Origin of the sequence: Actinocrinis sp., assembly GCF_035946395.1 — a bacterium.
Classification (GTDB): Bacteria; Actinomycetota; Actinomycetes; order Streptomycetales; family Catenulisporaceae; genus Actinocrinis.
In genome coordinates this window covers 1-14,790 of record NZ_DASYZI010000100.1, presented here as the reverse complement: position 1 = coordinate 14,790, position 14,790 = coordinate 1, and the positions used below count along the sequence as shown (strand labels likewise).

Here is a 14,790-nt window from a genome sequence, read left to right as displayed (position 1 = left end):
GGCGACCGGCAACACCGGTCGCGTCGCCTGACGTCGAGGACCCCACGTCTCGACGCCAGCCGCATGTGAGCAACGGCCGCGCGGGTCCTTCCTCGGTCACCGATCAGGGGTCCGCGCGGTCTTCGCATTCCGGCTCACGCGAACCCTCGTCAGATCCGTCCTCGATCTCAATAATCGAATACGTATGGCCGGAATGTGGGCGTCGCTTGCGCAATTTCACAGGACACTGTGATGCTGGTTCCGTGTCACGGGAGACCGAGGTCTGCATCTTCATCGAACTGCGCGCCGGGGAAGGGGACGTCACCCGGCAGGAACTGGTCGCGGATCGGCTGACCGTGGTCGCCGGCGACCTCGTGGCCTGGGACCGGGACGAGGTCGTCCTGCGCCGCCCGGTGTCCGATGTGCTCTCGATCGGGTTCGCTCCGGAGAAGAACCGCTACGTCGCCTCGATGCGGCACAAGCGCGGCCGGGCGAGCACCCGTTGGACGACCGCGGACGAGACCCGGATGACAGAACTCGACGAGGCCGGCGAGTCCGTCGAGGAGATCGCGCGGCTGCTGGAGCGGCAGGCGGGCGCGATCCGGGCGCGGCTGGCGAAACGACGCAGGACACAGACACGACACCCGGATGCCATCGAAGTGCACGATCAGATCGTCGGCGCCGACTGATCGGCGGCAACTGATCGATCCCTGATACACAGTTGCGTCCGCTCGACGCGACTTGTTCGGGAAATGCTTATGAAATCCCTTCGTCGGGCGGAATGACGAAGGAGAGTTTCGCTCCGTGTACCTGGCGCACCGAGTAACTCGACACGCGTCCTCGGTACTCGCTCACACGCATCCCCGGTGAGACGGTGGAGGGGAACCCGCTGCCGACGCCCGAGACCGGGGAGCACTCATGGGACTACACAAAGGCCACACCGGCGACCGGCGGCTGTCCGGGAACCCGCTGCTCACGGACGCCGATCCGCTGCTCGGCGCGATGGAGCTGCCACCGGCGCACCGGCTGCCGGACGGTCCGATGCCGCCGAGCATGGCGTACCGCCTCGTGCACGACGAGCTGATGCTCGACGGCAACGCTCGGCTGAACCTGGCCACCTTCGTCACCACCTGGATGGAGCCGCAGGCCACGGCGCTGATGGCGGAGTGCGCCGAGAAGAACATGATCGACAAGGACGAGTACCCGCAGACCGCGGAGCTTGAGCGCCGCTGCGTGGCGATGCTCGCCGACCTCTGGAACGCCCCGGACCCGCAGACCGCGGTCGGCTGCTCGACCACCGGATCGAGCGAGGCGTGCATGCTCGGCGGGCTCGCGCTCAAGCGCCGCTGGATGCGCGCCAACGCGGACCGGTACGCGGCCGGGGCGCGACCGAACCTGGTGATGGGCACCAATGTGCAGGTGTGCTGGGAGAAGTTCTGCAACTTCTGGGAGATCGAGGCGCGCCTGGTGCCGATGGAGGGCGAGCGTTTCCACCTCGACGGCGAGCACGCCGCGGCGATGTGCGACGAAAACACGATCGGTGTCGTGGCGGTGCTCGGCTCGACGATGGACGGCAGCTACGAACCGGTCCCGGAGATCTGCGCGGCCCTCGACGCGTTGTAGGAGCGCACCGGCCTCGACGTGCCAGTGCACGTGGACGGCGCGTCGGGCGGCATGGTCGCCCCCTTCCTCGATCCGGAGCTTGAGTGGGACTTCCGCCAGCCGCGCGTCGCGTCGATCAACACCTCGGGACACAAGTACGGCCTCGTCTACCCGGGAGTCGGCTGGGCGCTGTGGCGCGACCGCGAGTCACTGCCCGAGGAGCTCGTCTTCAAGGTCAACTACCTCGGCGGCGACATGCCGACCTTCGCGCTGAACTTCTCCCGCCCCGGCGCCGAGGTCGTCGCGCAGTACTACACCTTCCTGCGGCTGGGCCGCGACGGGTACCGCACCGTGCAGCAGGCCTCCCGGGACGTCGCCCGGCACCTGGCCCGAGGGGTCGCCGGGACCGGCGCGTTCCGGCTGCTCACCCAGGGCGACGAACTGCCGGTGTTCGCGTTCACCACCGGGCCCGAGGTGAAGTCCTTCGACGTGTTCGACGTCTCCCGCCGGCTGCGCGAACGCGGCTGGCAGGTCCCGGCGTACACCTTCCCCGCCGACCGGGAGGATCTCGCGGTCCTGCGGATCGTCTGCCGCAACGGCTTCTCGATGGACCTCGCGGACCTGCTGCTCGCCGACCTGAACCGGCTGCTGCCGGAACTGCGCCGCCAACCGGGCCCGATGAGCGAGCACGGGGTGGAGAACCGCACGGCCTTCCATCACTGACACGGCGTGTGAATGCTCTTCGAGGGCGTGTGAATGCGTTCTCACACCAATCTAACGGCCGGTCGACGGAGCTCAGGCCCGCGTGGAGCGGGCCGTATACGTCTCGTAGAAATTGGTCATTCGATCTTGTCGCCGAACACTGGTGTCAACGACATTTCACGCCGTGGACACACTCACGGGGACCGAGCCCAACCGGGCTCTCACGCTCACTCGCAACGCACTCTCCAGCACTCCCAGAAGGCTGACGCTCGTCGGCACGGCGATCACGGCGCTCGTCGTCGCCTTCACCGTCGTGCTGGCGGACGGAGCGTCGGCCTCGCGCGGGGCGTTGTCGGCGCTGTCCGTGCGCACGGCCGAGATGAGCGCGCTCAACGACCTCTACTTCAGGCTCAACGACATGGACGCGCAGGCCGCCAACGCCCTGCTGGTCGGCTTCCAGCCGATGATCCAGGTGTCCGGGGCGGACGACGCGCAGGCCTCTGACACGACGTACGAGTCGGACCGCGCGGCGGTCTCGGCGGACCTGCAACGCATCGCGCTGAACCCGGCCCTCGCCGATCAGTACACGAAACTGCTCACCGCGATCGGCGGCTACGAGGAACTGGTCGCGCAGGCGCTGTACCTCGACGAGAACGGCGGGCCCCAAGCGCCGGCCGCGCCGCCCGCCACCGCGCTCTACATCTACACCGAGGCCAGCGGCAGGATGCACAGCGACGTCCTGCCGATCGCCCAGGACATCACCGCCCGCGACAGCGCCGACGTCGACGGCATGTACTCCGGCGACCGCGGCGGCATCCAGGGCATGACGATCACGGTGATCGTGTTCGCGCTGCTGCTGGCGGCCGCGCTGGCCGCGGGACACCGGTACCTCGGCCGCCGCTTCCGCAGGATCCTGACTCCGGCGCTCGCGGGCGCCGCCGTCCTCGTCCTCACCGTCGGCGGGCTCGGCGCCTCGCTGCTGCTGAACGAGGCGTCGCGGCTCAAGACCGCCAAGGCCGACGCCTTCGACTCGATCAATGCACTGACGAAGGCGCGCGCCGTCTCCTACGACGCGAACGCCGACGAAAGCCGCTGGCTGCTGGAGCGCACCCCCACGCTGCAACAGAGCTTCTTCGCCAAGGTCGCCCAAGTCGCCGCCGTGCCCGATGTGAACGCCGACGCCGCCGCGCACAATCCCGCCCTGTACTACAGCGGACTGAGCGGGGCCGCGCAGGCACTGTCGCTGGACGCCGCTGGAAACCGGGTCTCGAACGTGCGCATGGGCGGGCTGTTGGGCGCGGAGCTGAACAACATCACCTTCCCGGGCGAAGCTCAGGCCGCGTACACCGCGACGAAAGACTTCGAGGCCTACCTCAGGGACGACGCGACGATCCGCTCCGACGTCGCGAACAACGACTACACCGACGCGGTCAAGGTCGACGTCGGCACGACGCAGGGGCTGTCGAACTACACGTTCAACCAGTACGACGCGGCACTCCAGAACACCATCGTGGTCAATCAGAACGCCTTCCAAGGCGCGATCGACGACGGACTCAATGAGCTGTCGCCCTGGTCGTGGCTGCCTTACGCGACAGCCGTGCTGGCCCTGGCGTTGACCATCGTGGCGCTCTACCCGAGGCTGCGCGAGTACCGTTGACGCCGAATCCCGCGCTGCAACTCCACGGTCAGCTCGCTGGGTGGCACCAGGATCACCGAGCAGCGCGCGTGCCTGACGCAATAACGCGTCGGCGAATCCTGAAATGCACGGCGCAGCACTCCACCACGCCGCTGGCCGAGAACGAGTATGTCGTTTTCCCGCTCGGCGATGGCGACCAGGACGCGCCCGACCGCGCCGCGGACCACCAGCGGCCGGGCGGGCACGTCCGCCGGAAGACCGCCCAGACCCTCGTCGAACGCCGTCAGCAGCCGCTGATCCGCTTCCGCCGCCCACTCGTCGGCCAAGCCGACCGGCACGCGATGGCCAGACGGCAGTTGCCAGGCGATGACCGGCACGAGCGCCGCCCCGAACATACGGGCATGCCCGACGGCGAAGCGCAGTGCTTGCAGGCTGCCGGGCGTGCCATGCACACCGACGATAACTCGTCCGATGACGTGCGACACGCTGCGCACCCCTTTCGAATTCCAGGGGAGCCGAAATACAGGCTGCGCGACAGCTCATCACACGAAACGCCGGACCGGCAGTTTCCGGCGGCTTTTCTGACACCGATTCAACGCCGTCATGGGGGTGCGATCGCAAGGCGGAGAGTCGGTCCAGGCTGATTGTCAGGAGGGGATCCGACAACGTGGCGAGCGTGCGCGGCAGGCGTCGCGACCCCGGCCCCGCATCTCAAACACCCTCTGGCGGAAGTCAACCGCGCTTGCTGCTCGGTCCGGCCGTAGAGTCCGCGGCAGCGTGCGCGGCGAGTACCTCCCGGTAGCGGCGCTCGACGTCAGCGCGGTCGTGCGGTTCCGGTACCGTCTCCTCGCACAGCCGATGGATCATCTCGGCCTGACGCAGCAGCACCGCACGCCGGTCCGGATGCCGCGCCGCGTGGGTGATCTGCACCAGCCCGGCCAGCTGACGGATCATCACCGCGGGCATCGCGGCGGAGGCCTGCCGGATCTTCTCGTACGCGCGGTCGACCAGCCGGTCGTAGGACACTGGCACGGTGATCAGCCGCACCAGGCCGTCCGCGTCCCGGCACACCGGATCGGGATCCCAGTCGGCCGCGATCCGGCACAGGCTCTCACTGAGCCAGTCGACGCAGGTCAGCGCGGTGAAGGTGTCATTGACCGCAGGAGACAGCGCCCTGATGGCGATCTCCACGAGCTGGTCCACCGCGAACGCCACGTCCTGAGTGAGCGTGCGGAACGGCCCGGTGATGTGCGAACGGCTCAGCCGGCGCTGCACCGCCGGGGCAGCCTTCGCCGGCCACACGGTGGCGAACCGGTCCCCGCGCACGAGGAAGTGGCCCGGCCGGTGGTGCAGCTGGATCACCGCGTCCTCCTCGACGGCGAGCCGGATCAGCACCGAGCGGCGGACGAACTGCAAGTAGCCGCTGGAGGGCACGACGACCGCTCCGCCCGCGTGGTTCAGCAGGCCCCGCAGCGTCGCCGTGTCCGGGCCGAGGCCGTGTTCGCGAAGGGGCGCGTCCCGCCCGGCCCGCCGCGCGCCGTCCGCCAACTCGGCGTCGATCGCCCGGTCGAGGTCCCGGGCGATGCCCGCGATGACCTGCGGCAGCTGGATCATCATCGCGATGTGGTGGATGAAGTAGATCAGGATCCCGACGTCCACCATGGTCAGGCCGAGCGTCACGGTGATGGAGATGTGCGGGACGAAGTCGCCGTGCGGGCCCGGCCCGATCGCCACCAGGTCGAGCATGGCGTAGAGGAAGGTGGCGACGAAGGTGCCCAGGGTCCACTGGGTGCCCCGGTCCCGGATGAAGTTGCGCAGCATCCGCGGCCCGAACTGGGTCGAGGTCAGGGTCAGCGCGACCAGGATCACCGAGAAGACCACGCCCACCACGGTGATCAGCGCGCCGCCCAGCGTGGTCAGGATCTGCCTGGCCGCGTCGGCGCTGCCGCTGATCACCCAGGACGGCAGGGTCCGCCGCTCGTCGTAGGCGCGCGCGTCCTGCGCCCGCGTGACCAGGAACAGCAGCGTCACCGCCACGACCTCGGCAGCGGGCACCAGCCACAGGTTGGTGCGCATGGCCTCACGCAGCCACTGCGCTTCGGGTTGGACTCGGCGGATCACGGCGGGCCTCGGCTGACTGGTTCGTAGGGACCTTGATCGTGCGGATCTCGATCGCCGACCAGACTTCCCGGCACACCGTGTACTCACGTTCCCTCTGACGCTCCGCTCACACGGGCCGTCAGCCAGGCGTGGAGATTCCGCCATCACCCGTTAGAGCCACGTATGTGAGCGAGGAAACGGCTTGTGACGGATGTTCTATATACGCGCGGCCCGTGTCCCGAGTCGCGCGTGTCCCGCACCGTATCCCTACTGAGGAGCCCGAGATGGCCGACGTGCTGATGGTCGCCCTGACGGTCGCCGTGTTCGCAGTGCTCGCCCTCGTCGTCAAGGGGGTCGAGCGCCTTGAGCGCTGAGAACATCATCGGCCTGGTCGTTTCCGTCCTGCTGACCGTGTATCTGGTGGTCGCACTGGTGAAGCCGGAGAAGTTCTGAAATGAGCGTCGCTACGGCCGGTTGGCTGCAAGCCGGCCTCCTCGTCCTCGCCCTGGCGGTCTCGTACCGCCCCTTGGGCGACTACATGGCGCACATCCTCACCTCGCCGAAGCACTGGCGCGCCGAGAAGTTCCTCTACCGGCTGATGGGTGTGGACGCCGACGCCGACCAGACCTGGCCGACGTACGTGCGCTCCGTGATGGCGATATCCGTCATCGGCGTGCTGCTGCTCTACGTGATCCTGCGCATCCAGGACCATCTGATGATGGCGCTGGGCATGCCGGCGATGCAGGCGAACCTCGCCTACAACACGGCGGCCTCGTTCGTGACCAACACCAACTGGCAGAACTACTCGGGCGAGAACACCCTCGGGTACACCGCCCAGTTCGCCGGGCTCGCGGTGCAGAACTTCGTCTCCGCCGCGGTCGGCATCTGCCTGGCGGCCACGCTCATCCGCGGCTTCGTGCGCAGGCAGACCGACCAGGTCGGCAACTTCTGGGTGGACCTGACCCGGCTGAACCTGCGGCTGCTGCTGCCGTTCGCCTTCCTGCTGGCGATCATCTTCGTCGCCTCGGGCCTGCCGCAGGAGCTGTCCGGCAGCCTGCACACGATCAACACGGTCACCGGCGGCCAGCAGACGCTCTACACCGGCGCCACCGGCTCGCAGGAGGCCATCAAGCTGCTGGGCACCAACGGCGGCGGAATCTACAACGCCAACTCGGCGCACCCTTTTGAGAACCCCAGCGGCTGGACCAACTGGCTCTCGATCTACACGCTGCTGGTGATCTCGTTCTCGCTGCCGCGCACCTTCGGCAGGATGGTCGGCTCGCACAGGCAGGGCTACGCGATCCTGTCCGTGATGGCGATCCTGTGGGCCGCGTCCGCCTCGATCATCACGTGGATGGAGGCACACAGCTGGGGTGGCGCGCTCGCGGTCGCCAAGGGCGCGATGGAGGGCAAGGAGGTGCGGTTCGGCATCCCGGGCTCGGGCCTGTTCAGCGCGTCCACCACGCTGACCTCGACCGGCGCGGTCAACAACATGCACGACTCGCTGACCCCGTTCGGCGGCGGCATGGCGCTGTTCGACATGATGATGGGCGAGGTCGCGCCCGGCGGCACCGGCTCGGGTCTCTACGGCATCCTCATCCTCGCCATCGTCACCGTGTTCGTCGCGGGCTTGATGGTCGGGCGCACACCGGAGTATCTGGGCAAGAAGATCCGCCCGGCCGAGATGAAGTACGCGGCGCTGTACATCCTGGCGACCCCGGCCGTCGCGCTGATCTTCACCGGCATCGCGATGGCGACGCCGACCGCGCGCAACTCGATCGCGAACCAGGGGCCGCACGGCCTGACCGAGGTGCTCTACGCGTTCACCTCGATGGCCAACAACAACGGCTCCGCGTTCGCCGGGCTCAACGGCAACACGCAGTTCTGGAACGTCGCCGGCGGCATCGCGATGCTGCTCGGCCGCTTCCTGCCGATGATCTTCGTGGCGGCGCTGGCCGGCTCCCTGGCCAAGCAGAGACACACCCCGGCCTCCGCCGGAACGCTGGAAACCCACAAGCCGCTCTTCGTCGGCCTGCTGCTGGGCGTGGTGCTGATCGTCGTCGGCCTGACCTACTTCCCGGCGCTCGCGCTGGGTCCGTTCGCTGAAGGACTGAAGTAATCGTGTCCGATCTCAAATCCACGGCGACGATAACGCCCGCCCAAGCGCCCGAGTCACCCGCGCCGCAGCAGGCCGCCGCACACCGCGTCGCCGGTGGCCTGCTCGACCCGAAGATGCTGTGGACGTCCCTGCCGGACGCCCTGAGGAAGCTGGATCCGCGCGTCCAGATGCGCAACCCGGTCATGTTCGTGGTCGAGGTCGGATCGGCGCTGACCACCTACTCGGCCGTCACGCACCCGTCGATCTTCGCCTGGACGATCACCGTCTGGCTGTGGCTGACCGTCGTCTTCGCCAACCTGGCCGAGGCGGTGGCCGAGGGCCGCGGCAAAGCCCAGGCCGAGACCCTGCACCGGACCAAGACGCACACCGTAGCCCGCCGCCTGGCCTCCTGGGAGCCCGGCCGCGCCGGTGAAGAGATCGAAGTCCCCGGCACCGAGCTCAGGCTCGGCGACCACGTCGTGGTCGAGGCCGGGCAGACCATCCCCGGCGACGGCGACGTCGTCGAGGGCGTGGCCTCTGTCGACGAGTCGGCCATCACCGGCGAATCGGCACCCGTCATCCGCGAGTCCGGCGGCGACCGCTCGTCGGTCACCGGCGGCACCAAGGTGCTCTCCGACCGGATCGTGGTGCGGATCACCGCCAAGCCCGGCGAGACCTTCATCGACCGGATGATCGCGCTGGTCGAGGGTGCCGCGCGGCAGAAGACGCCCAACGAGATCGCGCTGAACATCCTGCTGGCCTCGCTGACCATCGTCTTCCTGCTGGCGGTCGTCACGCTCCAGCCCCTCGCCTTCTACTCCGGCGCGCCGCAGTCCCTCGTCATCCTGGTCGCCCTGGTCGTCGCGCTGATCCCGACGACGATCGGCGCACTGCTCTCCGCGATCGGCATCGCGGGCATGGACCGCCTCGTCCAGCGCAACGTGCTGGCGATGTCGGGACGCGCCGTCGAAGCGGCCGGCGACGTCAATACCCTGCTGCTGGACAAGACCGGCACCATCACCCTCGGCAACCGCCAGGCCAGCGAGTTCGTGCCGGTCGCGGGCGTGGACGTCACCACACTCGCGGACGCCGCACAGCTCTCCTCGCTCGCGGACGAGACCCCCGAGGGCCGCTCGATCGTCGTGCTGGCCAAGCAGCAATTCGGCCTCCGCGGCCGAGAAGTGCACGGCGCGGACGGGGTTAATCCACACTGGATCGAGTTCACCGCCCAGACCCGCATGTCGGGCATCGATCTGCCTGCGGTCGACGGACACAGTGGGATCCAGATCCGCAAGGGCGCCGCGACCGCGGTGATGAAGTGGGTGCGCGATGCCGGCGGCCACCCCACCGACCAGGTGGGGCAGATCGTCGACGCGATTTCCGCCTCCGGCGGCACGCCGCTCGTGGTGGCCGAGGTCAAGGACGACACCGCCGCGGTCCTCGGCGTGATCCACCTCAAGGACATCGTCAAGGACGGCATCCGCGAGCGCTTCGCCGAACTGCGCAAGATGGGCATCAAGACCGTCATGATCACCGGTGACAACCCGCTGACCGCCAAGGCCATCGCGGACGAGGCCGGGGTGGACGACTTCCTGGCCGAGGCGACGCCCGAGGACAAGCTCGCCCTGATCAAGAAGGAGCAGGAGGGCGGCAAGCTGGTCGCGATGACCGGCGACGGCACCAACGACGCCCCCGCGCTCGCCCAGGCCGACGTCGGCGTCGCCATGAACACCGGCACCTCCGCCGCCAAAGAGGCCGGCAACATGGTGGACCTGGACTCCAACCCCACGAAGCTCATCGAGATCGTCGAGATCGGCAAACAACTGCTGATCACCCGCGGCGCCCTGACCACCTTCTCCATCGCCAACGACGTCGCGAAGTACTTCGCGATGCTGCCGGCGATGTTCGCCGCGGTCTTCCCGGGCCTGTCCAAGCTGAACGTCCTGCACCTGTACAGCCCGCAGTCCGCGATCACCTCGGCGATCGTGTTCAACGCGCTGATCATCATCGCGCTGATCCCGCTGGCGCTGCGCGGGGTGCGCTACACCCCGAGCTCCTCCAGCACGCTGCTGCGCCGCAACCTGTGGATCTACGGCTTCGGCGGCCTGATCATCCCGTTCGCGGGGATCAAGCTGCTGGACCTGTTCATCCAGTACCTCCCCGGAATGGGCCGCTGACATGAACCGTCTCCCCGGCGCCGTACTGCGCCATCTCGCCGCGCTGCGCGCACTGCTCGTGCTCACCGTGATCTGCGGCATCGCCTACCCCCTGCTGGTGACCGGCATCGCCCAGGCCGCGTTCAGGAACCAGGCCGACGGCTCGCTGATCACGAACGGCAAGGGGCAGGTCGTCGGCTCCAAGCTGCTGTGCCAGGAATTCGTGGACGCCAAGGGCGACCCGCTGGCGCAGTACTTCCAGCCGCGCCCCTCGAACGCGATCCCGAGCGGCGCAACTGTGTCTGATTCAAAGCGGGACGACTACGGCTGCGACCCGACCCAGTCCGGCGGCTCGAACCAGGGCCCGAACAGCACCACGCTGCTCGGCAACATCGACACCTACCGCAACAGCGTCTCCGCGTTCGACTCGGTCGGCGGCTACACGGTGACCCCGCAGCAGGTGGCCACCGACGCGGTCACCGCCTCAGCCTCGGGCCTGGACCCGGCGATCACCGTGCTGAACGCCCAGCAGCAGGAGCACCGGATCGCCGCCACCCGCGGCATCTCGGTGGACCAGGTCGACGCGCTGGTCAGGCGGAACACCGGCGGCCGCGACCTCGGGTTCCTCGGCGAGCCCGGCGTCAACGTCCTGGAGCTGAACCTCGCGCTGGACGAGCAGTACCCGTACACCAGGCCATGACTCAGGAGGCTGCGACGTGCGCGGCAAGCTGCGGATCTATCTGGGCTCCGCCCCGGGCGTCGGCAAGACGTACAAGATGCTCGAAGAGGGCCACCGCCGCCTCGACCGCGGCGCCGACGTGGTGATCGCGCTGGTCGAGACGCACGGCCGCAAGCGCACCGCGCAGATGGCGGAGGGACTGCCCGCGGTCCCTCCGCTCGGCCGCGTCTACCGCGACCGCGAGTTCAAGGAGATGGACCTCGACGCGGTCCTCGCGCGCAAGCCCCAGGTCGCCCTGGTCGACGAGTTCGCCCACACCAACGTCCCCGGCGGCACGCACGAGAAACGCTGGCAGGACATCCAGGAACTGCTCGACGCGGGCATCGAAGTCATCACCACCCTCAACATCCAACACCTGGAATCGCTCAACGACGTGGTTCAGCGAATCACCGGCGTCCCGCAACGCGAAACGGTCCCCGACGAGGTCGTACGCGCGGCCGACCAGATCGAGCTGGTCGACATGTCCCCCGAGGCGCTGCGCCGCCGCCTCGCACACGGCAACGTCTACGCCGCCGAGAAGGTGAACGCGGCCCTCGGCAACTACTTCCGGGTCGGCAACCTCACCGCACTGCGCGAACTCGCCCTGCTCTGGGTCGCCGACCGGGTCGACGAGGTCTTACAGCGCTACCGGGAAGACCATCACATCGGCACGGTCTGGGAAGCGCGCGAACGCGTCGTCGTCGCCCTGCCCGGCGACGAGACCGGGGAACTGCTCGTCCGCCGCGCCGCACGCATCTCGCAGCGCTCGATCAAGAACACCGGAGCCTCCGGCACGACCGGCACCGGAGCCGAACTGCTCGCCGTGCACATCGCCCGTTCCGACGGGCTGTCCGGCCCCACCAGCGCCACCGCGCTGGCCGCCCAACGCCACCTGGTCGAATCCCTCGGCGGCACCTACCACACCATCGTCGGCGACGACATCCCGCGCGCCCTGCTGGAATTCGCCCGCGCACAGAACGCGACCCAACTCGTGCTCGGCACTTCTCGCCGCAGCAGATTCAACCGGTTCCTCACCGGCCAGGGCATCGGCGAGACCACGATCCGGCTCTCCGGCGACATCGACGTGCACATGGTCACCCACGAGGTGCCCAAGGACGTACGCCACCGGATCGCCTGGCTGCCGCCCAATCCGCTGCGTGAGGCCGCCTGGGGCCAGGGGCGCCGGCGGGGTCTGCTCGCCGGGCTGCTGGTGCCGCCGCTGGTGACGCTGATGCTGACCAACGTGCGCGGCAGCCTGAACCTCACCAGCGAAGTGCTGATCTTCCTGGTCGCCACCGTGGCCATCGCCCGGCTCGGCGGGATCACCTCCGCCCTGGTCGCGGCCGTCACCGGTTCGATGCTGCTCAACTACTTCTTCATCCCGCCGCTCTACTCGATCACCATCGCCGAGGCCAACAACGTCATCGCCCTGGTCGCGTTCATCATCGTCGCGCTCACCGTCGCCTCCGTCGTCGACCTGGCCGTCAAGCAGACCCGCCGCGCCGCCAACGCCTCCGCCGAGGCGGAGACGCTCAACGCCTTCGCCATCTCGCTGCTGCGCGGCGACTCCGCGATCCCGGCCCTGCTGGAGCGCTTCCGCGAGACTTTCGGCATGGCCTCGGTCGCCCTGCTCCAGCGCGTCGCCACCGACAGCGGCGACGCCGGCATCCACCTGCCCGACGACAACGACGACCCGGCGCGCTGGACCATGGTCGCGTCCACCGGGGCCGAGCCGGCGCTGTGCCCCGGCCAGGCGGACACCGTCGTCGACGCCGGCCGCGACGCGATGATCGTATTGCGGGGCCGCACGCTGCCCGCCGCCGACCAGCGTGTCCTCGCCGCCTTCGCCGCGCAGGCCACCGCGGCCCTCGAACGACGCCGGCTCGCGCGCGCCGCGGCCGAGGCGGCGAGCATCGCCGCGGCCGACAAGATGCGTACCGCGCTGCTGGCCGCCGTCTCACACGACCTGCGCACACCACTGGCCGCCGCGAAGGCCGCGGTGGGCACCCTTCGCGATCCCGACCTCGACCTACGGCCGACCGATCACGCCGAACTGCTCGAAGCCGCCGACGAGTCGCTCGACCGCCTCACCCGCCTCGTGGAGAACCTGCTCGACCTCTCGCGGCTCCAGGCCGGTGCGATAAAGCTGCGGCTCGAACCCGTGGCCGCCGACGAGATCATCCCGCGGGCGATCGACGACGTGCCGGAGGTCACCGCCGGCCGGGTCACCGTCGAACCGCCGGAACCGGACCTCCCACCCGTCCTCGCGGACGGCCCGCTGCTGGAGCGCGCGATCGCGAACATCGTCGGCAACGCGATCAAGCACACCGACTCGCCGGTCACCGTCACCCTCTCCGCACTCGGCGGCCATGTCGAGATCCGGGTGATCGACCGTGGCCCCGGCATCCCCGTCGCCTACCGCGATCAGGTCTTCCTTCCCTTCCAGCGCCTGGGCGACCGGGACAACAACGCCGGCGTCGGCCTCGGGCTGGCACTGGCCCGCGGCCTGGTGGAGGCCATGGACGGCACACTCACTCCGGAGGACACCCCCGGCGGCGGCCTGACCATGGTGCTCGCGCTGCCTGCCGGCCCGGCCGAGGAGTTGCCGTCGTGATCCGCGTACTGGTCGTCGACGACGAGCCACAGCTGCTGCGCGCGCTGCGCATCAACCTCTCCGCCCGCCGCTACGAGGTCGTGGTGGCCGCCGACGGCACCACCGCGCTCGACCTGGCCGCGCGCCACGTGCCGGACATCGTCGTGCTCGATCTCGGCCTGCCCGACATGGACGGCACCGACGTGATCGCCGGCCTGCGCGGCTGGACCAAGGTCCCGATCCTGGTGCTCTCCGGCCGCACCGACTCCGCCGACAAGGTGGACGCGCTCGACGCGGGCGCCGACGACTACGTCACAAAGCCCTTCTCCATGGACGAGCTCATGGCGCGTATTCGGGCCCTGCTGCGCCGTTACGAGGCGGACAACGCGGCCCAGCAGACCGTGGACATCGGCCACTACACGCTCGACCTGGCCGCCAAGACGGTCCGCCGCGCGTCCGCCGCCCCCGACGAGGCGCCGGAACAGGTACACCTGACCAAGACCGAGTGGGCCGTACTGGAGATCCTGGTGCGCAACCCGGGTCGCCTGGTCTCCGGCAAGCAGATCCTCCAGCAGGTCTGGGGTCCGGCGTACGACAGCCAGACCAACTACCTGCGCTTCTACCTGGCCAAGCTGCGCCAGAAACTGGAACCGGAGCCCTCGCACCCCCGGCAGTTGATCACTGAACCCGGCATGGGCTACCGCTTCCAGCCCTGACGCCCCGCAGCCTCACCCCGCATACGGCGGCGCGACGCCCCACCCCCACCTGGGCATCGGCGCGCTACGCACGACATCCGCGCCGGGCTGCGAGTTGTGCAGGGCCAACCGGGTCCCCCACTCGACGTAACCGACGAACGCGGCCCGGAACTCCGGATCCGAAGGCAGCCCGACCTCGTCGGCGGCGTCCATCATCAGATTGACCCACCGCCGCCGCTGCGGCTCGGTGATCCCGCGCCCGACGTGCCGCTCCACCATCGGCCCGTACCCGCCACGCTCGGCCGAATACGCCGCAGGTCCGCCGAACACCTCGGCAAGCCACAGCGCAACGTAACGCACGTGCTGCGCATCCATCGAGGCGAACATAGGCGCCAGCAACTCGTCCGCAAGCACCAGCCGGTAGAAGGCATCGCAGAGCTTGATGAAGGCCTCGGTACCACCGGCCCATTCATAGAGACTCGGCGGCGCGGCGCCCCCGTACCCGTCCCCG

General features: G+C 69.0%; 10 protein-coding genes and 2 pseudogenes. 9 read left to right on the top strand and 3 right to left on the bottom strand.

The genetic code is table 11. The features are described 5' to 3' along the window. Nucleotides 1–242 precede the first annotated feature (242 nt). The 3 genes and pseudogenes from VGS97_RS06645 to VGS97_RS06635 all read left to right on the top strand — a co-directional run bounded on the left by VGS97_RS06645 (nucleotide 243) and on the right by VGS97_RS06635 (nucleotide 3,940). Nucleotides 243–668, top strand: coding sequence for a hypothetical protein (locus VGS97_RS06645; RefSeq protein WP_326852346.1), 426 nt, complete (start codon nucleotides 243–245; stop codon nucleotides 666–668). 229 nt (nucleotides 669–897) lie between these two features. After that, nucleotides 898–2,304: pseudogene (locus VGS97_RS06640) on the top strand (glutamate decarboxylase). 163 nt (nucleotides 2,305–2,467) lie between these two features. After that, a complete protein-coding gene (locus VGS97_RS06635; RefSeq protein WP_326852344.1) occupies nucleotides 2,468–3,940 on the top strand; it encodes a hypothetical protein in 1,473 nt (490 codons plus the stop codon). On the opposite strand, the gene VGS97_RS06630 is transcribed toward VGS97_RS06635, so the two are convergent. Next, nucleotides 3,913–4,404 carry a universal stress protein gene (locus tag VGS97_RS06630; protein WP_326852343.1) on the bottom strand — a complete coding sequence of 164 codons (492 nt, stop codon included), beginning with the start codon at nucleotides 4,402–4,404 and terminating at the stop codon, nucleotides 3,913–3,915. The two genes, VGS97_RS06635 and VGS97_RS06630, sit on opposite strands and share 28 nt — an antisense overlap. A 247-nt stretch (nucleotides 4,405–4,651) precedes the next feature. Continuing rightward, the gene (locus tag VGS97_RS06625) at nucleotides 4,652–6,040 is read right to left on the bottom strand and encodes a DUF2254 domain-containing protein (RefSeq protein ID WP_326852342.1); all 1,389 of its coding nucleotides are present in this window, start codon (nucleotides 6,038–6,040) and stop codon (nucleotides 4,652–4,654) included. 342 nt (nucleotides 6,041–6,382) lie between these two features. Between VGS97_RS06625 and kdpF the strand changes: the two genes are divergently transcribed. Genes kdpF through VGS97_RS06595 form a run of 6 tightly spaced genes read left to right on the top strand, consistent with a single transcriptional unit; the run spans nucleotide 6,383 to nucleotide 14,300 of the window. Continuing rightward, a complete protein-coding gene (gene kdpF / locus VGS97_RS06620) occupies nucleotides 6,383–6,472 on the top strand; it encodes a K(+)-transporting ATPase subunit F (RefSeq protein ID WP_326852341.1) in 90 nt (29 codons plus the stop codon). A gap of 1 nt (nucleotide 6,473) precedes the next feature. After that, on the top strand, nucleotides 6,474–8,138 hold the full coding sequence (kdpA, locus tag VGS97_RS06615) for a potassium-transporting ATPase subunit KdpA (RefSeq protein WP_326852340.1): 1,665 nt from the start codon (nucleotides 6,474–6,476) through the stop codon (nucleotides 8,136–8,138). 2 nt (nucleotides 8,139–8,140) lie between these two features. Further along, a complete protein-coding gene (gene kdpB, locus VGS97_RS06610) occupies nucleotides 8,141–10,294 on the top strand; it encodes a potassium-transporting ATPase subunit KdpB (protein ID WP_326852339.1) in 2,154 nt (717 codons plus the stop codon). A gap of 1 nt (nucleotide 10,295) precedes the next feature. Beyond that, nucleotides 10,296–10,973: a K(+)-transporting ATPase subunit C gene (gene kdpC / locus VGS97_RS06605; RefSeq protein ID WP_326852338.1), complete on the top strand. Its 678-nt coding sequence runs from the start codon at nucleotides 10,296–10,298 to the stop codon at nucleotides 10,971–10,973. A 16-nt stretch (nucleotides 10,974–10,989) separates the two neighbouring features. Then, nucleotides 10,990–13,605 carry a sensor histidine kinase KdpD gene (locus VGS97_RS06600; protein ID WP_326852337.1) on the top strand — a complete coding sequence of 872 codons (2,616 nt, stop codon included), beginning with the start codon at nucleotides 10,990–10,992 and terminating at the stop codon, nucleotides 13,603–13,605. Continuing rightward, complete coding sequence (locus VGS97_RS06595) at nucleotides 13,602–14,300, top strand: response regulator transcription factor (protein WP_326852336.1); 699 nt, start codon at nucleotides 13,602–13,604, stop codon at nucleotides 14,298–14,300. The genes VGS97_RS06600 and VGS97_RS06595 overlap by 4 nt, the downstream gene beginning before the upstream one ends. 12 nt (nucleotides 14,301–14,312) lie before the next feature. On the opposite strand, the pseudogene VGS97_RS06590 reads toward VGS97_RS06595, so the two are convergent. Beyond that, nucleotides 14,313–14,790, bottom strand: a pseudogene (locus tag VGS97_RS06590) (group II truncated hemoglobin); the annotation flags it as partial.